Source organism: Brucella tritici, from assembly GCF_902825325.1.
Taxonomy (GTDB): domain Bacteria; phylum Pseudomonadota; class Alphaproteobacteria; order Rhizobiales; family Rhizobiaceae; genus Brucella.
In genome coordinates, this window is the sequence record NZ_CADEAR010000002.1 from 279979 (window position 1) to 299268 (window position 19290).

Here is a 19290-nt window from a genome sequence, read left to right on the forward strand (position 1 = left end):
TTGCCGGTTTGGCAAGCTGCAAATCGGCATTTGCAATTCGTCCGTACGTTCTTAAATATTCTCAGCGAAGCACGATTCATCCGCCGACGGCTGGCCGAACCTGTTTCTCTAACAGATGAAGGGGCATCTGCAATTGCCTTCCGGGATTGCATGTGCCGCCAAAGGAGCATCCATGATCGAACATCATCCCACGACAATTTACGGAACAACCATCGTTACCGTGCGCAAGGACGGTAAGGTCGTCATTGCCGGCGACGGACAGGTTTCGCTCGGCAATACCGTCATGAAGGGCAATGCGCGAAAGGTTCGCCGCATCGGCAAGGGCAATGTGATTGCCGGTTTTGCTGGAGCCACCGCCGACGCCTTCACCCTTCTGGAACGCCTCGAAGCGAAGCTCGAACAATATCCAGACCAGCTCATGCGGGCTTCGGTCGAACTTGCCAAGGACTGGCGTACCGACCGCTACCTGCGCAAGCTGGAAGCCATGATGCTGGTTGCCGACAGCAAGGTCACGCTGGCGCTGACCGGTACCGGCGATGTGCTTGAGCCAGAACATGGCGTCATGGCCATCGGTTCGGGCGGCAATTATGCGCTGGCCGCCGCCCGCGCGCTGGTCGACACGGACAAGTCAGCCGAGGAAATCGCCCGCAAGGCGATGGATATCGCCGCCGATATCTGCATCTACACCAACCACAACATCATCGTGGAAAGCCTGGACGCAGAATGAGCTCGCTGGCGCAGGCCTCTAAACCGAGTGCGCAACGCTGGGGTCTGGGCGCCCTGATCGTTCTCGCCATAGTTGGGGTACAAGCCTTCTGGCTCTATCTCGACGGGCGGATTGCCATGTGCGAATGCGGAACCATAAAATTATGGTCGGGTTCGCTGAAATCGGAGAACTCCCAGCATATATCTGACTGGTATACGCTGTCGCACATCATCCATGGCTTTCTGTTCTACTGGCTGTTCACGGTCATCGCACCCAAAGCCCCGCTCGGCTTGAGGCTTGCAGCGGCGGTCGGCATCGAAGCGGTATGGGAACTGGTCGAGAATTCGAATTTCATCATCGAACGCTATCGCGCCAATACGTCCTCGGTGGACTATTTCGGCGACAGCATCGTGAATTCGGTTTCCGATACGCTCGCTGCCGCACTTGGCTTTCTGATCGCAGCCAAACTGCCAATGAAAATAACCGTCGCCATCGCGCTGTTCTTTGAAGTTCTGGCGCTGATCGTCATTCGCGACAATCTTACGCTCAACGTGATCATGCTGCTGCATCCGTTCGAGTTCATCAAGCAGTGGCAAAGTGGGTTATAATTATGAGTAATTTCTCTCCCCGTGAAATCGTCTCCGAACTCGACCGCTTCATCATCGGCCAGAACGACGCCAAACGCGCGGTGGCCATCGCGCTGCGCAATCGCTGGCGCCGCCAGCAGCTCGAAGGCCAGATGCGCGAAGAAGTGATGCCGAAGAACATCCTGATGATCGGGCCGACCGGTGTCGGCAAGACGGAAATTTCCCGCCGCCTCGCAAAGCTGGCCGGTGCGCCTTTCGTCAAGGTTGAAGCGACCAAGTTCACCGAAGTCGGTTATGTCGGCCGCGATGTCGAGCAGATCGTCCGCGATCTCGTTGAGGTTGCCATAGGTCTCATTCGCGAAAAGCGCCGTGAGGACGTGAAAGCCAAGGCGCATCTCAATGCCGAGGAACGCGTGCTGGATGCGTTGGTTGGCAAGACAGCAAGCCCCGCCACGCGCGACAGCTTCCGCAAGAAATTGCGCAATGGCGAAATGGACGACAAGGAAATCGAAATCGAGGTTGCCGATACCGGTTCCGGTCCGAGCTTTGAAATTCCGGGCATGCCGGGCGCCAATATCGGCGTCATGAACCTGTCCGACATGCTGGGCAAGGCCATGGGCGGGCGCACCAAGACGCGCAAGACCACGGTCAAGGATTCCTATCCGATCCTTATCAACGATGAATCCGACAAGCTTCTGGATCAGGACCAGATCATTCAGGAAGCACTTCGCGTCACAGAAGACGAAGGCATCGTGTTCATCGATGAGATCGACAAGATCGCATCGCGGGAAGGCGGCATGGGTGCCGGCGTGTCGCGCGAAGGCGTGCAGCGCGATCTGCTGCCGCTGGTCGAAGGCACCACGGTTGCGACCAAATACGGGCCGGTGAAGACCGATCACGTGCTGTTCATCGCATCGGGTGCGTTCCACGTATCCAAGCCGTCCGATCTTCTTCCGGAACTGCAGGGCCGTCTGCCGATCCGTGTGGAGCTCAATGCGCTGACGCGTGAAGACTTCCGCCGCATCCTGACGGAGACCGAGGCCAGCCTGATCAAGCAGTATATTGCCCTGATGGAGACGGAAGAGGTGAAGCTCGAAATCACCGATGACGCCATCGACGCTCTGGCCGATATCGCTGTCGATCTGAATGCGTCGGTCGAAAACATCGGTGCGCGTCGGTTGCAGACGGTGATGGAACGTGTTCTCGATGAAATTTCATACACCGCGCCCGACAAGACCGGTGCAACTTTCGTCATCGACGCGGCCTATGTAAAAGACAAGATCGGCAGCCTTGCCAAGAACACCGATCTGTCGCGCTTTATTCTCTAAAAGTGGCCATAAAGCCACGGCGCGAATTCACTTTCGCAAATACTGCAAAAACCCCTCGACTTGCATCGGGGGGTTTTTTATTTTCCCCGCAACTTTTACCGAATATTCACCATAGCAGGACCGTTCCCCTACAATGATCAGAATAATGGGCGCAAAGCCGCGACGCATTTTTGTTGGACTTGCCCTGGCTATCAGCCTTGCCTGCCAGAGCGCCTATGCGGCAACGGTCGTGCCTCCGGGCAATCGCAATGCGGAACAGCCGCCGATTCCAGGCGCATCCGCCAAGCGCACGCGTGAACTGAGCACGACGTACGAGAAGAAATATCAGAAGATCTACAATCTTCTGAAAAAGGATGCCTCGCTGCGCTCCAAGATCCGCTCGACGGCAGCGGCCTATGGTATCGATCCCATTCACATCGTCGGCGCGATTGTGGGCGAGCACACCTATAATGTCGACGTCTATGACCGGCTCCAGACCTATTACGTCAAGGCCATGTCCTATGTGAACCAGGGCGTGAGTTTCGGCTACAATGGCGAAAGCATCGGCCAGTTCATCAAGCGGCCGGAATTTGCCGACTGCCTGAAGCACAAGGACAGCTATTCGCTGTGGTCCTGCCGCGAAAATGTCTGGAACAAAACCTTCCGTGGCAAATCGGTCGGCGGCAATGCCTATCCGAACAACCGTTTCAGCGCGGTCTTCTTCCAGCCTTTCTATGCCGGACAGACATTCGGTCTTGGCCAGATCAATCCGCTGACGGCCTTGCAGATGTCCGACATGGTGAACCGCGTTTCCGGTCTGCCCAAGCTCAACGCAGAAGACGGCAATGTGGTCTACAAGACGATCATGGACCCCGATCTGACGCTGCCCTACATCGCGGCGACGCTGAAACAGTCGATCAACTCCTACCGCCAGATTGCCGATTTCGACATTTCGAAGAATCCCGGCCTCACTGCCACGCTTTACAATACGGGCGGTGCGGAAGCACGCGCACGAGCGCTGGCCAATGAAAACGCCAAGCGAAAGGCGGACGGTCAGGAACCTGTGCTACCGCAGGAAAACTACTATGGCTGGCTGGTCAATTCGAAGCTCGATGAGCTGAAAGCGCTTTTCTAGTGGTCTGATTCCGACATTTGCATCCCTCGGATATGGGCGCTGAGCAAATGTCGGAGGCAAAAAGACCACTAGTAACTTTATGATCCTAGTGGATTTTTCGAATTTGACGTTTGAAACGTGATTTATATCGGACGGGTATCAAACGTCAAATTCAATCCACTAGAGCGCGTTTCGATCTGATTGGATCAGATGGGCGCTCTGAGTATTTGTTTCTACGCGCATCTTTTCCGATCGAAGCAGGATCAGAAATCAGTCCAGTGGACTGATTTCCCTGCGTAGGCGTTTCACACTTTTCGGGATGCGCTCTAATCAACTTGAACAGGCTTGATACCGCGGCGGCGCTTTCGCGCCGCCTCTATTTCCTCACTCAGATGCCTGATCGTCTCGCGGTCGATGATGCGGATATTGCGCGCCAGGAGATTGGCAAGTTCCGTTGCCTGTGGTGACAGGCCCGACGTATCGATTACAACACGCGGATGCGACACGGCGGCAAGGTTCTGCAACTCTTCCGCCTCATCCCAGATGATATTGAAATAGGTGATGATGCGCTGAAGCAGGTCCCAGGTCGGCTGGCCGCGCCGGCCATGTTCCAGCGCAGACAGATAGGCAGGTGAAACGCGAAGCGCTGCCGCCATATCCTTCTGCGTAACACCGCGTTCTTCCCGCAACTCGCGCAAGCGTATTCCAAATGGCGTCATCGCGGTCTGCTCCCCCCAGGCAATACGGTCTGCTGTGGCATGTTTTGGGTCTGGCGGCGAAGCCTTACATAGAGGGCACCATGCCCGCCATGATGACGCGCCGCATCCTCATAGGCACTCACCAGAAGCCGGAACAGCGGTGTGGAAAACCAGTGCGGCACCGCCTGTCGCAGAATCCCCTCACTGCCGAATGAACGCCCTTTTCCAGTAATGACCATGACATGACGCAGGCCGCGTGCATGTGCACTAACCAGAAATCCATAGAGCAGGCCGTGCGCCTCTCCCTGCGTGAGACCGTGCAGATCGATGCGGGCTTCAATATCGACACGACCTTTGGCGATCTTTCGATGCGTCGGCTTGTCGAGTGATTGAATCTGCATTTCGCTGAGCGTCGACAGGCCCCTTTTCGGTTTGCTCGCCTCCACCGCAGGCTGAACTTTCGGCTTGGCAGGGCGCTTTTCTTCTTCCGCCATCAGGGATTTGAAATCAGGAAGCTCGTCCTCACTCGCCTTTGGCTTTATCAGCGGCTTTGCGGTTTTCGCGACCGTTTCCCACAGGATGCGGTCTTCGGGCCGCAGATAGTCTTTTTCCGGCTTGTCGGTGTCGCGCGCCATCCCGTTCAAGCCTCCAGAAGCCCGCGCGGCACCAGCGCATAAAAGTCAGCATCGTCCTTCACGCCACCGGCGATCTCGCCTGCCGTATCGCCGGAACCGGCGAACAGATCTCCGCGGGCAGGGCCGACAATGGCCGTTCCCGTATCCTGCGCGATCATCAGGCGTGCAAAAGGTTCGCCGTCAAAGACCGTGACATTGGGTGCACTGACATGGATCGGCGTGCCGAATGTGTGGAGCAACTTGTCGACAGCAAGCGAACGCCCGGCAGTCAGCGGGACTTTTGCAGCCGCAATCGGACCGGCATCCGGGTCGTCCACAGAAGCTTCCCGGAAGAAAATGTAGGATCGGTTTTGCCAGATGAGATCATTGGCCTCGCCCGGATGCTCGGCCAGCCAGCGGCGGATTGACTGCATGGAAATTTCTGAAGCCGGAATTTCGCCATTGGCAACCAGAATGCGACCGATGCCTGTAAACGGGTGGCCGGATTTGGCTGCATATGTAATGCGTAGCAACCCGCCATCGTGCAGTTTCAGGCGCGCGGCACCTTGCACATGCGCGAAAAAGGCATCGACCCGGTCGGCGACGAAAGCGATTTCCAGCCCACGCCCGGAAAGACTCCCCCGTTCGATTGACTGTCGATCATCATATTCGGCAAGGCCGTTCTCCGTCCGGCGCGCAAAGGCAAAGGACGGATCGAGACCTGCTGGACGGGCTTCATCCGTCACTTTCACCAGGTCGTCGGGCTGGCGCAGGAAGGGCACGTTGAACCGGGTGTCGGCCTCAAGGGAGGCTTCGATCTCCGGTTCATAGAACGCAGTTACAAAGCCTGTTCCCTGATCGGGAACGATCCGGCAGGGGATGAAATTCTGTTCGAAGAAAGCACGCGCTTCTTCCACACCCGGATTGTCGAGACTACGTGCAGCCGCAAAGATCGGCTCCAGCGCTTCGAAACGGATGCCCAGACTGCCACTCTTGTAAGTTTGGTGTGATGCGTAATCAGCAGAACGGCGAAACGCAGCAAATGCTGCCGACTGATCGTCCCGGTTCCAGCCCGGACAATCGGAAAAAGCCACCGGGCGCAAAATCCTCGCCAAGTCGTTCATCGCCGCATCCGTTTAGCTATATATAAACAAAAAGGCCGCTGAGCTGGGTCAGCGGCCCGATTCATACGCTTTCTCTTAGTCTTCCGCCTCGGTCGCGACAAGCTTCCAATTTGGATCACGCGATCGTGTATCGCGGGCAAAGGTCCACAGATCCTTGATCTCGAGCACGTTTTCCGGATCGCCGTCGATCAGCTTGCCGTCCTTGTCAAAGGTGGAGGAAATCATCTGGCTGACGATATTGACAGTCACATGCGCTTCAGACCCCTTCATCTCTGCGCCGGCAATTTCCGCCTTATCAATGCCGACAAAGGACGAACGCACGCTTTCGCCACGGGTTTCGCGTTCGTCGATTGCCGAAACGAACCCTTCGAAAACATCCTTGGAAAGCAGATTTTTCAGAACCTTGCGATCACCATCGGCAAAGGACATCACGATCATTTCATAGGCGATCTTCACGCCATCCACGAAGCTGGCCGGATCAAACGAAGGATCGGTAGAATAAATCGCGCGCAGACCGTCATTGATCGGCGTGCCGACCGGAGCGGCCTTGTCGATGGCAGTGAAATCTTTTTCGCCCGGACGGCGTGGGAGGGAGACGACATTATCGGTCTCACCGCTTGCCGGTGCCGCATCGGCACTGCGGGCTGAAGTGTAAGGATCGAAGGGCGGTTTTTCACTTCCGGTACGACGGCCAAGAACATTCCTCAGCTGGAGAAAGATGATCACCGCTGCGATGAAGAAGAATATCGTGCCAAAATCAAAAAATTCCATGCCGCCTGCCGCTGATTGAAGGATCAGGCATTTCGCCTTTCCCTATCCCTGGTTTGTATCTCATACATATAGATCGGCTTACGTCATCATTCAAATCCCGATCATGCGTACCTATTTGATATTGCATGACAGACAGTTTCAATTTCGTTCCGAACCTGAAAAAGTTACAATTCGGGCTAAATTGAAACACTGAAACCAAACAACAAAGGTCGTAACTTACGTGTCCTCCTCTCTCGCCCCTCTCGTCATGCTGGCGATGCCCTTCATCGAAATTGCCGGTTTCGTCATCATCGGCAGCAAGATCGGCGTTTTCGCGACCTTGGGCCTTGTTATTCTGAGCGCGATGCTGGGTTTCTTTCTATTGCGCGTGCAGGGCATCGGGCTCTTACAGCGTATCCGTACCGAAACGGCTGCCGGACGCGTGCCGGATCGCGAAATGGTGCATGGCGCCATGCTGGTTCTGGCGGCGATCCTACTGATCGTGCCCGGTTTTGTGAGCAGCACCATCGGCATTTTGCTGTTTATTCCGTTCGTTCGCGATTTCATGTGGGAAAAATTCATGCGCGGCCGCATGGTGGTTGCTACAACCACCCGCTATTCGGACGGCTACGGACAACAGCGCCCCGGTCCAAATCCGCGTCAGGATCACGTCATCGATCTCGATCCCGAAGATTACACCACGAAGCCAAACGAAAATTCTCCGTGGAAAGACGACCGTAAAGATCACTGAATGCGCAAATACTAACCTAAAAAGCCTTTCTTGCCTCATGCCCGCGCACATGCTAGCCAAACATTCCGACCTTTCGGGACAGCTGTGCGCAGTTTGTGCTTGAGGGGCCAAAATTTTAATCACCGATAGAAGGCATACCGATAATGAGCGATAAGGCCGCGGGCGAAGTAAAGAACGGCAATGGCGCGACGGCCGAGCCGTCCCTCAACATTCTGGCGCAATATGTGAAGGACCTGTCCTTTGAAAGCCCGGGCGCGCCGCTGTCGCTGCGTCCGCGCGAGAAGGCACCGTCCATCAACATCAACGTGAACGTAAACGCCAATCCACTTTCCGAAACGGATTTCGACGTTGTGCTGACGCTGGAAGCCAAGGCCGTTGACGGCAAGGACGTTCTCTTCAACACCGAGCTCGTCTATGGCGGTGTGTTCCGCATTCAGGGCATCCCGCAGGAGCACATGCTTCCGCTTCTGTTCATCGAATGCCCGCGTCTTCTGTTCCCGTTTGCCCGCCAGATCATTGCCGACGCAACGCGCAACGGCGGCTATCCGCCGCTGATGATCGACCCGATCGATTTCGCGCAGATGTTCCAGCAACGTATGGCCGAAGAACAGGCCAAGTCCGCTGTAAAGAGCTGATCGTTTTAAAAGATGACGGAAAAAGCCCGGTTTCGACCGGGCTTTTTCATATCCGCTTCTGAGACTTACTCAGTATTTTTTCCAGATGGCTTTTTCGCCCAGCTTGCCCACAAGTGCGGCGTGAGCAGCGCGCTCCGCATCAGAAATGCGTGGGGCAAGCGGCCTCGGTCGCGCGGCAAGAACGATGGCAGCGCCGCTTTCTCCAGCATTGTTGCCGCTTGCGGCACCGCCCATGCTGAGCCCAAGCGCTGTCTGCTTGCCGCCGATCAGTTCGATATAAACTTCAGCCAGAATCTCGGAATCAAGCAATGCGCCGTGCAGGGTACGGTGTCCGTTTTCGATGCCATAGCGCTTGCACAGCGCGTCGAGCGAATTCGGTCCCATCGGATGCTTGCGGCGGGCAAGCGCCAATGTATCGATGATACGCTCCGACTGGATTTCAGCCTGTTTGAGCCTTGCCAGTTCAGCATTGATGAAGCCAAGGTCGAACATGGCATTATGCGCCACCAGCTTGGCCCCATCGAAAAATTCGAGAAATTCGTCCAGAATTTCCGCGAATGTCGGCTTGTCCAGCAATTGCTCGTTGCTGATACCATGCACCGCAAGCGCTTCGGGATGAACCTGACGCCCCTGCGGGTTGATGTATTTATGGAAAGTGCGGCCTGTGGGAAACTTGTTGATCAGTTCCACGCCGCCGATTTCGATCACACGGTCCTCTAGCCTTTCCAGGCCGGTGGTTTCCGTATCGAAAACGATTTCACGCATTGAAGAACCTCTCGGGAAATAACTTTGGTACCTATAGCACGCCGCCGACGATTATTCGGTAGCAACCACCGGCTTTCCACTCAATTCCGCGACGATTTCGCGAATCTGGCGGCGTAGATTGTCGAAACTCCCACTTGTATCGATAATGAAATCGGCTCTTGCCCGTTTTTCCGCATCCGGCGTCTGGCGCGCGAGAATGGCATCAAGCTTTTCTTCCGTCATGCCCGGTCGCGCAAGCACGCGAATGCGCTGTATCTCGGCAGGGGCTGAGACAACCACGATCTTGTCCACACGCTTGTCGCCGCCGGTTTCGAAAAGCAGCGGAATATCGATCAGCGCCAGAGCGGCACCGGCTTCTTCCGCATTGCGGCGAAAGGCTTCTTCTTCCTCGCGCACAAGCGGATGAACGATGGCTTCCAGTTTTTTCAGGGCTTCGGGTTTTCCGATGACGGCAGCGGAAAGCTTTCCCCGATCAACCGCACCGTTTTCCACAGTGCCCGGAAACGCAGCCTCGATCAGCGGCGCCGCACGGCCGGAATAGAGCCGATGTACTGTATCGTCGGCGCTATAAATCGGCACACCGGCTTCGGCGAACATGTTCGCCGCCGTTGTTTTTCCCATCCCGATGGAGCCGGTTAACCCAAGCACGATCATAGTATCTGTTCCAATAGTCGTCATGCCTTGTTGCAAATGGCGTTTTTCTGCGCTTCCGGTGCTCATGTACTAAAGTACACTGCGCTCCGGTTCTCGAAAATCACCATTTTCGCTACGGCCTGACGCTTTTTGATTCAGACACCAGAGCATCAGCCTTTGCCATATCTGCCAGAATATGCTCACGCAGTGCTTTCGTCACTTGCGGCCTTTTGCCAAACCAGCGCTCGAAACCCGGAACGGCCTGATGCAGCAGCATGCCGAGCCCGTCCACAGTCGTCAGACCGGATTCTTCAGCCTTTTTCAGGATTGGCGTCTTGAGCGGCACATAGACAATGTCGGTAGCGACTGCCTTTCGTGATGCCTTGCCAAGATCGAGCGGGAATGTTTCCTGCTCGTCATGGCCGCTCATGCCAAGCGATGTTGTGTTGACGATCAATCCGGCGTCCAAGACCAGTTTTTGCGCCTCGTCCCAGCCATGCGCCGAGACTCGCGGTCCGAAATGGGCTGCAAGATCTTGCGCCCGGCTCACCGTACGATTGACGATGGCGACTTTCGTAAAGCCACGCGACAAAAGCGCATGAACGATTGCCCGGCTTGCGCCACCTGCACCCAGAACAAGAGCGCTGTCAGCATTGTCCCAACCGGGAGCCGATGCATCGAGATTGGCCGCAAAGCCATAAGCATCGGTATTGCCGCCATGAAGCCTGCCATTTTCGAGCCAGAGCGTATTGACCGCGCCGATGGCTTTGGCGGCCTCATCCAGACTTTCCACGGCAGCATAGGCTGCTTCCTTGTGCGGAATGGTGACATTGCCACCGGCAAAACCCTTTTCGGCAAGCGACGAAGCAAAGGAGCCGAAATCCTCCGGCTTCACTTCTATCGCCTCATAAGAACCGTCGAGCCCAAATTCCCTGAGCCAGAAACCATGGATCAGCGGCGACCGCGAATGTTTTATCGGAAAGCCGGTGACAAACGCCTTCTTAGCCATCGATCAGTTTTTCCTTCCGCAGTTCAGCCAGCAGCGGCAGCAGCGGCAGACCGACAATCGTGAAATAATCGCCTTCGATCTTCTCGAAAAGCTGGATGCCTGGTCCTTCGACCTGATAGGCGCCGACGCTCGAAAGCGCGACGTCGCCCACACGACCGAGATAACGCCCGACAAAACCGGGATCCAGATCGCGCATGGTCATTCGGGCAATCGAAACGTGGCGCCACAGGGTTTTGCCGTCCCTCACCAGCACGACAGCACTGTTCAACTGGTGGGTCTTGCCGGAAAATTTCAGAAGCTGGCGGCGCGCTGCCTCCATATCTGCGGGCTTGTGGAAAATCTCGTCGCCGAGCGACAATGTCTGGTCGCAGCCTATCACCACCGCGCCGGGGTTCTTCTCGCTCACGTCGAGCGCCTTCGCCTCGGCCAGAACCTGCGCGACTTCTTCCGGCGTGGCGCCCGTTTCATAAAGCGGGGCTTCGACCGCGCGCTCGTCGATATCCGCGCTTGCCGTTGAAAACTCTATGCCGGCATTCTTCAGCAACGCCGAACGGAAGTGGCTTTTAGAGGCGAGAACGAGTTTGTCCGTCATGGCTGGAATCCTTGTTTATGCCTTTTCGCTATGCGCGCGGAGCAGCGCCAGAATGGCAGCTGCTGTTTCCTCGATCGACCGGCGCGACACATCGATAATCGGCCAGCCGTGGCGGTTGCATATATTACGCGCATAAGCCAGTTCTTCCGAGATGGAAACGCGGTCCGTATAGAGGCCGGTATCCAACGACGGCACATTACCGAGCGGCCGGTTCTGGCGAATTTGCGAAATCCGTTCGGCCGTCGCGACCAGCCCCACGATCAATGGCCGTTTTGCCGTGAAAAGCACCTCGGGCAGAGGAATCCCCAGCACAATCGGAACATTGGTGGCCTTGATGCCGCGATTGGCGAGATAGATGCTCGTCGGGGTCTTGGATGTGCGTGAGATGCCGACAAGAATAACGTCGGCTTCCTCGATATCGTAGGGCAATTGCCCGTCATCATGTTCCATCGTGAAATTAAGCGCGTCGATCCGCCGGAAATAATCGGCATTGAGAACATGCTGCGCGCTCGCGCGGCGATGGGCCGGCGCCCCGAGATAGGATTGAAACGTGTTCAGCACCGGCTCCAGCACGGAAACGCTCGGCACGCCCATCTCGGCACAGGATTCATCGATGATCGCCGCCAGTTTCTGGTCGACAATCGTATAGAGAACGATACCGGGTTCCGCATCGATGCCCTCAAGAACCTTGCGCAACTGCTTTTCGGTGCGGATCAGCGGATAGATGTGCTCGATGGCGCGCGCATTGGCATATTGCGCCGCCGCTGCACGCCCGGCAGCCAGGAGAGTCTCTCCCGTCGCATCAGAAATCAGATGAAGATGAAAGTAGGAAAGCGGTCTGGTCACAGTTTTGTTGCCCTCCTGTTGACGGCTGTGCGTAAAGGCCGAACGTCTTCCACAAGCCATGGCAGGCCGTGGGAAACTTGGCAAGTCATCCACAGCGGGCGAACATGTGGCGAGTGATCATCAACATGTGTGGACAAGACTCATGAAAACACGAAATCCCGTCGTAATTCCCAGCTTTTCCACAAATCCTCATGAACTGCGTCAATTGGTAACCCTTTATATTAAAAGAGGGAATTGAGTTTTCATTGTATTTGGTCAGACTATCGGTGAATGATTGCACAGGATGAGATGGCAAATTCGGAACTGTGGGGAAAACAGGGACAGACCTTAATCCCCGATTCCAACAGACTCTAAGAATCAAAAGATTCCTGAATCATCCTTTCTTTATGAGAACCGGACTGGATAACTTCAGACCAAAACCGGATCAGGTAACCAACAGGGCGGATAAAAATCAGATGAAGCGCAAAGTCTTGAGAGTGATCGACGGTGAAACGGTCTTTCCACCTCCCATCTGGATGATGCGCCAGGCCGGACGCTATCTTCCCGAATATCGCGAGACGCGGAAAAAGGCCGGGAGCTTTCTCGATCTCTGCTATTCGCCCGATCTTGCTGTCGAGGTGACGCTTCAGCCGATCCGCCGGTTTGGCTTTGATGCAGCCATTCTCTTTTCAGACATTCTTGTCATTCCCCACGCCCTTGGACGTGACCTTCGCTTTGAAGAAGGCAAGGGACCTTTGATGACACCGATCGATGCCGACGAGATTTTCTGGCTTGAGACGGAAGGCGTCGCCAAAAGGCTGGAGCCGGTCTACGAGACGGTTCGGCTGCTGCGGGAGCAGTTGCCCGACGAAACGACGCTGCTGGGCTTCTGTGGCGCTCCCTGGACCGTTGCGACCTATATGATCGCCGGTCATGGCACACCGGATCAGGCGCCCGCTCGTCTTTTCGCCTACCGTTTCCCGGAAGCTTTTGAAAAACTCCTGAACGATCTTGCCGATGTTTCGGCCGAATATCTCATCGAGCAGCTGGATGCTGGTGCCGATGCGGTGCAAATTTTCGATTCATGGTCCGGCGTTCTGGACGAGAACTGCTTTGAACGTTTCTGCATCCAGCCCGTTGCCCGGATCGTCCAGAAGGTGAGAGCGGTCTATCCGGAGGCGCGCATCATCGGTTTCCCGAAAGGGGCAGGGATGCTTTATGCAGGCTATCGCGAAAAGACCGGTGTGGACGCTCTCGGTCTCGACTGGTCTGTTCCCTTTTCCTTCGCTACCGCCCTTCAGGAAGAGGGCGCGATACAGGGCAATCTCGATCCGCTGCGCGTGGTGGCAGGCGGCAATGCGCTGGATGAAGGTGTAGACACGATTCTCGAACGTCTCGGCCAGGGCCCGCTGATCTTCAATCTCGGGCACGGAATCACGCCACAGGCACCGATCGAGAATGTGCATCGCATGATCGACCGTATTCGCGGAGGAAAATCATGAGCCAGACAGCTCCGGAAAATCGCGGCTCGGCTGTTGTCATTCGCACTGTCGTCTCGCTGGTTGTTGTGGCGCTCGGCGTCTGGGCATTGTTTCACGTGAATCCAGCCGATGCCTATCTCTGGATCAAGTCGCTGCATGTGATTGCCGTCATCGCCTGGATGGCGGGAATGCTCTATCTGCCGCGCCTGTTCGTCTATCACTGCGCCGCAAAGCCCGGTTCCGAAACATCGGAAACCTTCAAGGTGATGGAAAAGCGGTTGCTGCGCTTCATCATCAATCCGGCCATGATCGTAACCTGGATTGCCGGTCTGTGGATGGCCTGGGAAATCTTCGGTTTCCAGGGCGGCTGGCTGCATGCAAAACTGCTGCTGGTTGTGCTGATGTCCGGCCTGCACGGCTATCTGGCAAAATCCACGCGGCTTTTTGCTGAAGACCGCAACATGCGCTCGGCCAAACATTGGCGAATCATCAATGAAGTGCCGACAGTTCTGATGATTCTGATCGTCATACTGGTGATCGTTAAGCCATTCTGATTCAACAACAACAGTTCCGGCAGAGTAGGAAACAGCTTTGCCGGAACTGTTTAGAAACAGGTAGTTAGAGTGATCCGGCTCTAGCCGGCATTTCTCCGGCACTGTGAACAATCAAACCCGCTTGCCGGTTTTCTGCCATTTTTCTGTTGCAGAAATTTCGCGCTATCCCTACATGAGACTTGCTCTGCATGCTGCAAATCAGTATGTAGAAAGCCTCTTCCCTTCAAGACAGCAGGCCTTCGATGCCGGTCACGACGTTCAGGTGGCCACCTTTCCGAACAACTGCATTTTCTCCTTACATTTTAAAAAGAGTTCCTCATCCATGCAGGAAATGAAACTACAAGAACTAAAGAACAAGACACCGGTGGAGCTGCTGGCTTTTGCCGAAACGCTTGAGGTCGAAAACGCGAGCGCCATGCGCAAGCAGGAACTAATGTTCGCGATTCTCAAGAAGCTGGCGGCCCAGGACGTCGAAATTATCGGCGAGGGCGTCGTTGAAGTGCTGCAGGACGGATTTGGCTTCCTGCGCTCTGCTGATGCCAACTACCTGCCGGGTCCAGACGATATTTATATTTCTCCCTCGCAGCTGCGTCGTTTTTCTCTCAAGACCGGTGATACGGTCGAAGGCCCGATCCGTGGTCCCAAGGAAGGCGAGCGTTATTTCGCGCTGCTCAAGGTCAATACAATCAATTTCGAAGACCCGGAAAAAATCCGACACAAGGTTCACTTCGACAATCTGACGCCGCTCTATCCCAATGAGCGCTTCAAGATGGAACTCGAAGTTCCAACCTCCAAGGATCTTTCGCCGCGCGTCATCGATCTGGTGGCACCGCTCGGCAAGGGCCAGCGCGGCCTGATTGTCGCTCCGCCACGTACCGGTAAGACTGTTCTTCTTCAGAATATTGCCCATTCGATCACCGCAAATCATCCGGAATGCTATCTGATCGTTCTCCTGATCGATGAACGTCCGGAAGAAGTGACCGACATGCAGCGCTCGGTGAAGGGCGAAGTGATTTCCTCTACCTTCGATGAACCGGCAGCGCGTCACGTTCAGGTGGCCGAAATGGTCATCGAAAAGGCCAAGCGCCTTGTCGAACATGGTCGCGACGTTGTGATTCTGCTCGACTCGATTACGCGTCTCGGCCGCGCCTACAACACGGTCGTGCCGTCTTCCGGCAAGGTTCTGACCGGCGGTGTGGATGCCAACGCATTGCAGCGCCCGAAGCGCTTCTTCGGTGCAGCGCGTAATATCGAAGAAGGCGGTTCGCTGACCATCATCGCAACCGCGCTGATCGATACGGGCAGCCGTATGGATGAAGTGATCTTTGAAGAATTCAAGGGCACAGGCAACTCGGAAATCGTGCTCGACCGCAAGGTTGCGGACAAGCGCATCTTCCCGGCCATGGACATTCTCAAGTCCGGCACCCGCAAGGAAGACCTGCTGGTTCCGCGCGCCGATCTGCAAAAGATTTTCGTTCTGCGCCGTATCCTCGCGCCGATGGGCACCACCGATGCGATCGAATTCCTTATCGACAAGCTCAAGCAGACCAAGAGCAATTCGGAATTCTTCGACTCGATGAATACCTAAACATTGTTCGGTTCAAACTGTTTGAGAGGCGCCGCACGGGAAACCGTTGCGGCGCTTCTTGTTTCAGGATGCTTTGCCGAGGAGCAGTCGCAAAGCATCGGCGCTTTCAACGGGGGGCAGGCAGACATGCCCCTTGCAGAACCAGGCTGACGGATGCTCAGGCCTTGCTGTTCCCCCGGTCGGTAGCTCTATTATCCTGCCGGCCTCGAACCGCGCGAACTTGTCTACGCGTCGGGGGTCAGGATTTCGATTCGCAGTCGAAACAAGGTCTCCAGCATTGTCCTCCGTGGCCACGACAAGAGAAAGCGGCTCTGCCGCAAAACGAGCCGCATTCAATATCCCAATCTGTCCATATTGCTGCGCGAAGGCTCGCCCGAGCGCCTGTTCTATCAGCCTCTCATTGCTTTGATAGAGATCGATATTACCCGTTGCGAGAAACAGCCTTGTCAGTGCTTCGATGATCTGGCTGGTCGCGCTCGGTATCGCTTCATCATAGTCGCCATAGGCGTGCAGGATGACATCATCGGCGTCTAGTGCGGACAGGCGATAATTACCAGTATCATCGCGGTGATCGTTATCAAGCGACTTTTTGAATTTCAAAGCATCATCGATGAACGCCTGTTCGCTCGTTGCTTCATAAAGAGCAATGGCTGCATTGATCATCGACGCATAATTAGTTGAAAGGGCGGGGTAGAGAAGCGAATTTTCCATACGGCAATGTGCGATCCGGCCGTCGCGAAAGCTGCTCGCTATCGAGCGATAGGCATCGACCGCGAGATTGATCCAGTCCTGCCGTCTGAAACTCCGACCTGCTTCGGCCAAAGCACGAATGGCAAGCCCATTCCAGTCGGTCAGTGCCTTTTCATCCCGTCCGGGACGGACCCGCAATTCACGACGCGCAAGCAGCTTCTGCCGCGATGCTTCTATCATTGGGGGCAGGGACGTGCCGTTATCGACTGCGTGAAGACGGTTCAGAATATTCTGGCCTTCCCAGTTTCCGCCTGCTGTGACACCGTAATAGTCCTTGAAGGCTTCGCTATCGTTGCCAAGCGCCTTATCGATTTCCTGCTCACTCCAGACGTAAAACCGTCCTTCCTCACCTTCGCTATCGGCGTCCAGGCTGGATGCAAAACTTCCGTCGGACAAACGCATTTCCCGGATCAGCCAATCGACGGTCTCTTCGATTCGTACACGAAACAAATCATTTCCGGTCTCGGCGAATGCGTAGGTCGCATGGCGAATGAATTGGGCATTGTCATAGAGCATTTTTTCGAAATGCGGCACCAGCCAGTTGGCATCAGTGGAGTACCGGCAAAGCCCGCCACCCAGATGGTCGTAAATCCCGCCCTGGAGCATAATCTTGAGCGACAGGAGGAAATTGTCTCGATGTGTTTCGTTGCGCCCATAGAGCCAGGAGAGCCATAGATTGTCCATAAAAGGCGCGTTCGGGAACTTGGGCGCTCCTTCTATTCCGCCCCGGATCGGATCAATCAGGCTGTTGATGCGGGTTGCGATCTCGTCAAATCGTTCCACTTCATTTGTTACCGGGGAGATCTGCGCAGCCAGACGGCCTTCCAGATGATCGAAGACGGCCTGTGCATTATGGTTAATTTTCTCTTTATCCTTGTGCCAGAGATTATTGACCGCATGCAGCACATCGACAAAGCCGGGCATGTTGTGGCGCTTGTGCGGGGGAAAATAGGTACCGCCCCAGAAGGGCTTTCCATCTGGCCTCAGAAACATGGTAAGCGGCCAGCCACCCTGTTGTCCCATCGCTCCAAGCGCTGCCATATATATTTGGTCTATGTCGGGCCGTTCCTCGCGGTCCACCTTCACATTGACGAACAAGGCATTCATCACTTCCGCGACATCAGGATTTTCAAAGGACTCATGCGCCATGACATGGCACCAGTGGCAGGCAGCATAGCCCACCGAAAGCAGAATGGGCCGGTCCAGTTCCTTTGCGGCATCCAGTGCTTGCCTGCCCCAGGGCTGCCAGTGAACGGGATTATCGGCGTGCTGGCGCAGATAGGCGCTTGGTTCACCGGCAAGGCGGTTACTGCCAGCAAGGCGAGTGCGGTCTAACTCAGTCATAAGGCTTTTCTTTCACTGCACGAATGAATATGCCATTCCTTCAGCACCCGTTTGGTTGCTTTCATCCTTATTGATTATAGGTCAGGAAATGAAATGAGCGAGATCGCTTCCTTTCAAGATACGATTTTTGCCTTGTCGAGCGGTCGCCTACCGTCCGGCGTTGCCGTGGTGCGCATTTCTGGCCCAGAAGTTCGATTCGTACTCGAAACGATAATCGGGTCGCTACCGACACCGCGATATGCAGCCTATAAGCTGTTCCGTGACCGAAATGGAGATTCAGTTGATCGCGGACTTGTCCTGTTTTTTCCTGGGCCGAACAGTTTTACTGGCGAGGATTGTGCCGAATTTCATTTGCATGGCGGTAAAGCCGTTGTCGAAAAGCTCTTGTCTGAAATGGGAGAGCTTCCCGGTTGTCGTATAGCGGAAGCCGGAGAGTTTACGCGACGGGCTTTTTCCAATGGCAAGATGGACCTGACCATTGCCGAAGGCCTCGCGGATCTGATCGCTGCGGAAACCGAAGGACAGAGGCGGCTTGCTTTACAGGTTGCGTCGGGTACGCAGCGCGAACTCTATACGGAATGGCGTCAACGTTTGTTGCAGGCACGCGCCTTTATCGAAGCAGAACTCGACTTTGCCGATGAAAGCGATGTTCCAGGTTCCGTATCAGAGCAGGTCTGGCAATCGCTGGCACTGTTGAAGAGAGAGATCGAGAGCCATATAGCAAGCGGCAAGCGCGCTTCCATGCTGCGCGACGGACTGCATGTCGTGATTGTTGGCGCGCCGAATGCCGGTAAATCCAGCCTGTTGAATTTTCTGGCCGGGCGCGAAGTGGCGATCATATCGGAAGAAGCGGGAACGACCCGCGATCTTTTGGAAGTCAAACTCGATCTGGGTGGCATCCCGGTTTACGTGACGGATACAGCAGGTTTACGGGAGACCGATAGCTCGGTCGAGAAGATCGGAATTGAACGCGCCCGCGCGCGTATGGCAGATGCTGATCTGGTCCTTTTGCTGGAGGATATGAGCGATCCCATAGAGGTCATGCCCGATGAAACATCAGCAATTTTATGGAAAATAGGGACGAAGGCTGACCTGAAGGAGGAGTCTTCCGGCAACTGGTCCTATCGCATCTCGACCAAAACCGGTGAGGGATTGGACGGATTGCTGAATGCACTCCAAAGCTTTGCTGAAGCGCAGATCGGCCAGATTGAAGACGCTGTTCCCACACGACAGAGGCATATCAACCTTCTGCGATCTACTGTTACTGAAATCGACAAGGCTATAAACGGGAAAAATCTTCCGCTTGAACTCCGCGCTGAGAACATGCGCCTCGCGTCTCAACATCTCGGACGCATTACCGGAGATGTTGATGTCGAAGAGATTCTGGACGTTATTTTCTCACAGTTCTGTATTGGAAAATGATTCACGTGAAACACGTGATGATTTGCCTTGAAAATTGTTTC

20 protein-coding genes are annotated in these 19290 nt (G+C 55.3%); 10 read left to right on the forward strand and 10 right to left on the reverse strand.

What is annotated here, in order from left to right; all coding sequences use genetic code 11:
• Positions 1-172 precede the first annotated feature (172 nt).
• From hslV to HWX93_RS03535, 4 genes are all read left to right on the forward strand, one after another.
• Entirely contained in the window at positions 173-727 is a 555-nt protein-coding gene (hslV, locus tag HWX93_RS03520) for an ATP-dependent protease subunit HslV (protein WP_061344603.1), read from the forward strand.
• Complete coding sequence (locus HWX93_RS03525; RefSeq protein WP_176036516.1) at positions 724-1314, forward strand: DUF2585 domain-containing protein; 591 nt, start codon at positions 724-726, stop codon at positions 1312-1314. Before hslV ends, HWX93_RS03525 begins: the two co-directional genes overlap by 4 nt.
• Before the next feature lie 2 nt (positions 1315-1316).
• Positions 1317-2621 (forward strand): ATP-dependent protease ATPase subunit HslU, encoded by a 1305-nt coding sequence (gene hslU / locus HWX93_RS03530; protein ID WP_176036517.1) that lies wholly within the window; start codon positions 1317-1319, stop codon positions 2619-2621.
• 133 nt (positions 2622-2754) lie between these two features.
• Positions 2755-3735 carry a DUF1402 family protein gene (locus tag HWX93_RS03535; protein ID WP_235969062.1) on the forward strand — a complete coding sequence of 327 codons (981 nt, stop codon included), beginning with the start codon at positions 2755-2757 and terminating at the stop codon, positions 3733-3735.
• 305 nt (positions 3736-4040) lie between these two features.
• Here HWX93_RS03535 and HWX93_RS03540 read toward each other — a convergent pair whose 3' ends face one another.
• The 4 genes from HWX93_RS03540 to HWX93_RS03555 form a co-directional block, all read right to left on the reverse strand.
• On the reverse strand, positions 4041-4433 hold the full coding sequence (locus HWX93_RS03540; RefSeq protein ID WP_010657663.1) for a helix-turn-helix transcriptional regulator: 393 nt from the start codon (positions 4431-4433) through the stop codon (positions 4041-4043).
• A complete protein-coding gene (locus HWX93_RS03545) occupies positions 4430-5047 on the reverse strand; it encodes a Smr/MutS family protein (protein ID WP_109987007.1) in 618 nt (205 codons plus the stop codon). Before HWX93_RS03545 ends, HWX93_RS03540 begins: the two co-directional genes overlap by 4 nt.
• Positions 5048-5052: 5 nt before the next feature.
• Positions 5053-6150, reverse strand: a complete 1098-nt coding sequence (locus HWX93_RS03550) for a murein transglycosylase A (protein ID WP_176036518.1) — start codon at positions 6148-6150, stop codon at positions 5053-5055.
• Between the two features lie 75 nt (positions 6151-6225).
• Positions 6226-6921 (reverse strand): Tim44/TimA family putative adaptor protein, encoded by a 696-nt coding sequence (locus tag HWX93_RS03555; protein ID WP_176036519.1) that lies wholly within the window; start codon positions 6919-6921, stop codon positions 6226-6228.
• Positions 6922-7141: 220 nt separating this feature from the next.
• Here HWX93_RS03555 and HWX93_RS03560 point away from each other — a divergent pair, with 220 nt between their 5' ends.
• Both HWX93_RS03560 and secB read left to right on the forward strand, forming a co-directional pair.
• Positions 7142-7651, forward strand: a complete 510-nt coding sequence (locus tag HWX93_RS03560; RefSeq protein ID WP_176036520.1) for an FxsA family protein — start codon at positions 7142-7144, stop codon at positions 7649-7651.
• A 143-nt stretch (positions 7652-7794) separates the two neighbouring features.
• Entirely contained in the window at positions 7795-8286 is a 492-nt protein-coding gene (gene secB, locus HWX93_RS03565; RefSeq protein ID WP_010657658.1) for a protein-export chaperone SecB, read from the forward strand.
• Between the two features lie 69 nt (positions 8287-8355).
• Here the strand turns inward: secB and dnaQ are convergent, their stop codons facing one another.
• The 5 genes from dnaQ to HWX93_RS03590 form a co-directional block, all read right to left on the reverse strand.
• Positions 8356-9051: a DNA polymerase III subunit epsilon gene (gene dnaQ, locus HWX93_RS03570; protein WP_061344595.1), complete on the reverse strand. Its 696-nt coding sequence runs from the start codon at positions 9049-9051 to the stop codon at positions 8356-8358.
• A 51-nt stretch (positions 9052-9102) separates the two neighbouring features.
• Complete coding sequence (coaE, locus tag HWX93_RS03575; protein WP_176036628.1) at positions 9103-9705, reverse strand: dephospho-CoA kinase; 603 nt, start codon at positions 9703-9705, stop codon at positions 9103-9105.
• Between the two features lie 112 nt (positions 9706-9817).
• Positions 9818-10693: a shikimate dehydrogenase gene (locus tag HWX93_RS03580; protein ID WP_176036521.1), complete on the reverse strand. Its 876-nt coding sequence runs from the start codon at positions 10691-10693 to the stop codon at positions 9818-9820.
• A complete protein-coding gene (locus tag HWX93_RS03585; RefSeq protein WP_176036522.1) occupies positions 10686-11285 on the reverse strand; it encodes a Maf-like protein in 600 nt (199 codons plus the stop codon). The genes HWX93_RS03580 and HWX93_RS03585 overlap by 8 nt, the downstream gene beginning before the upstream one ends.
• Positions 11286-11300: 15 nt before the next feature.
• Positions 11301-12131 (reverse strand): pyruvate, water dikinase regulatory protein, encoded by an 831-nt coding sequence (locus tag HWX93_RS03590; RefSeq protein ID WP_109986999.1) that lies wholly within the window; start codon positions 12129-12131, stop codon positions 11301-11303.
• Positions 12132-12586: 455 nt separating this feature from the next.
• On the opposite strand from HWX93_RS03590, the gene hemE reads away from it, so the two are divergent.
• The 3 genes from hemE to rho all read left to right on the forward strand — a co-directional run bounded on the left by hemE (position 12587) and on the right by rho (position 15733).
• Positions 12587-13612, forward strand: a complete 1026-nt coding sequence (hemE, locus tag HWX93_RS03595; protein ID WP_176036523.1) for a uroporphyrinogen decarboxylase — start codon at positions 12587-12589, stop codon at positions 13610-13612.
• Positions 13609-14145 (forward strand): protoporphyrinogen oxidase HemJ, encoded by a 537-nt coding sequence (hemJ, locus tag HWX93_RS03600; protein WP_109986997.1) that lies wholly within the window; start codon positions 13609-13611, stop codon positions 14143-14145. Before hemE ends, hemJ begins: the two co-directional genes overlap by 4 nt.
• 322 nt (positions 14146-14467) lie before the next feature.
• On the forward strand, positions 14468-15733 hold the full coding sequence (gene rho, locus HWX93_RS03605) for a transcription termination factor Rho (protein WP_109987171.1): 1266 nt from the start codon (positions 14468-14470) through the stop codon (positions 15731-15733).
• A 63-nt stretch (positions 15734-15796) separates the two neighbouring features.
• Here the strand turns inward: rho and HWX93_RS03610 are convergent, their stop codons facing one another.
• Complete coding sequence (locus tag HWX93_RS03610; RefSeq protein WP_176036524.1) at positions 15797-17827, reverse strand: thioredoxin domain-containing protein; 2031 nt, start codon at positions 17825-17827, stop codon at positions 15797-15799.
• Between the two features lie 93 nt (positions 17828-17920).
• Here HWX93_RS03610 and mnmE point away from each other — a divergent pair, with 93 nt between their 5' ends.
• On the forward strand, positions 17921-19249 hold the full coding sequence (mnmE, locus tag HWX93_RS03615; RefSeq protein WP_176036525.1) for a tRNA uridine-5-carboxymethylaminomethyl(34) synthesis GTPase MnmE: 1329 nt from the start codon (positions 17921-17923) through the stop codon (positions 19247-19249).
• Positions 19250-19290: the final 41 nt, after the last annotated feature.

What these genes read in the sequence shown, in the direction of transcription:
- hslV (WP_061344603.1), top strand. Translation starts at nt 173, where the DNA reads ATGATCGAACATCATCCCACGACAATTTACGGAACAACCATCGTTACC.
- HWX93_RS03525 (WP_176036516.1), top strand. Translation starts at nt 724, where the DNA reads ATGAGCTCGCTGGCGCAGGCCTCTAAACCGAGTGCGCAACGCTGGGGT.
- hslU (WP_176036517.1), top strand. Translation starts at nt 1,317, where the DNA reads ATGAGTAATTTCTCTCCCCGTGAAATCGTCTCCGAACTCGACCGCTTC.
- HWX93_RS03535 (WP_235969062.1), top strand. Translation starts at nt 2,755, where the DNA reads ATGATCAGAATAATGGGCGCAAAGCCGCGACGCATTTTTGTTGGACTT.
- HWX93_RS03540 (WP_010657663.1), bottom strand. Translation starts at nt 4,433, where the DNA reads ATGACGCCATTTGGAATACGCTTGCGCGAGTTGCGGGAAGAACGCGGT.
- HWX93_RS03545 (WP_109987007.1), bottom strand. Translation starts at nt 5,047, where the DNA reads ATGGCGCGCGACACCGACAAGCCGGAAAAAGACTATCTGCGGCCCGAA.
- HWX93_RS03550 (WP_176036518.1), bottom strand. Translation starts at nt 6,150, where the DNA reads ATGAACGACTTGGCGAGGATTTTGCGCCCGGTGGCTTTTTCCGATTGT.
- HWX93_RS03555 (WP_176036519.1), bottom strand. Translation starts at nt 6,921, where the DNA reads ATGGAATTTTTTGATTTTGGCACGATATTCTTCTTCATCGCAGCGGTG.
- secB (WP_010657658.1), top strand. Translation starts at nt 7,795, where the DNA reads ATGAGCGATAAGGCCGCGGGCGAAGTAAAGAACGGCAATGGCGCGACG.
- dnaQ (WP_061344595.1), bottom strand. Translation starts at nt 9,051, where the DNA reads ATGCGTGAAATCGTTTTCGATACGGAAACCACCGGCCTGGAAAGGCTA.
- coaE (WP_176036628.1), bottom strand. Translation starts at nt 9,705, where the DNA reads ATGATCGTGCTTGGGTTAACCGGCTCCATCGGGATGGGAAAAACAACG.
- HWX93_RS03580 (WP_176036521.1), bottom strand. Translation starts at nt 10,693, where the DNA reads ATGGCTAAGAAGGCGTTTGTCACCGGCTTTCCGATAAAACATTCGCGG.
- HWX93_RS03585 (WP_176036522.1), bottom strand. Translation starts at nt 11,285, where the DNA reads ATGACGGACAAACTCGTTCTCGCCTCTAAAAGCCACTTCCGTTCGGCG.
- hemE (WP_176036523.1), top strand. Translation starts at nt 12,587, where the DNA reads ATGAAGCGCAAAGTCTTGAGAGTGATCGACGGTGAAACGGTCTTTCCA.
- hemJ (WP_109986997.1), top strand. Translation starts at nt 13,609, where the DNA reads ATGAGCCAGACAGCTCCGGAAAATCGCGGCTCGGCTGTTGTCATTCGC.
- rho (WP_109987171.1), top strand. Translation starts at nt 14,468, where the DNA reads ATGCAGGAAATGAAACTACAAGAACTAAAGAACAAGACACCGGTGGAG.
- HWX93_RS03610 (WP_176036524.1), bottom strand. Translation starts at nt 17,827, where the DNA reads ATGACTGAGTTAGACCGCACTCGCCTTGCTGGCAGTAACCGCCTTGCC.
- mnmE (WP_176036525.1), top strand. Translation starts at nt 17,921, where the DNA reads ATGAGCGAGATCGCTTCCTTTCAAGATACGATTTTTGCCTTGTCGAGC.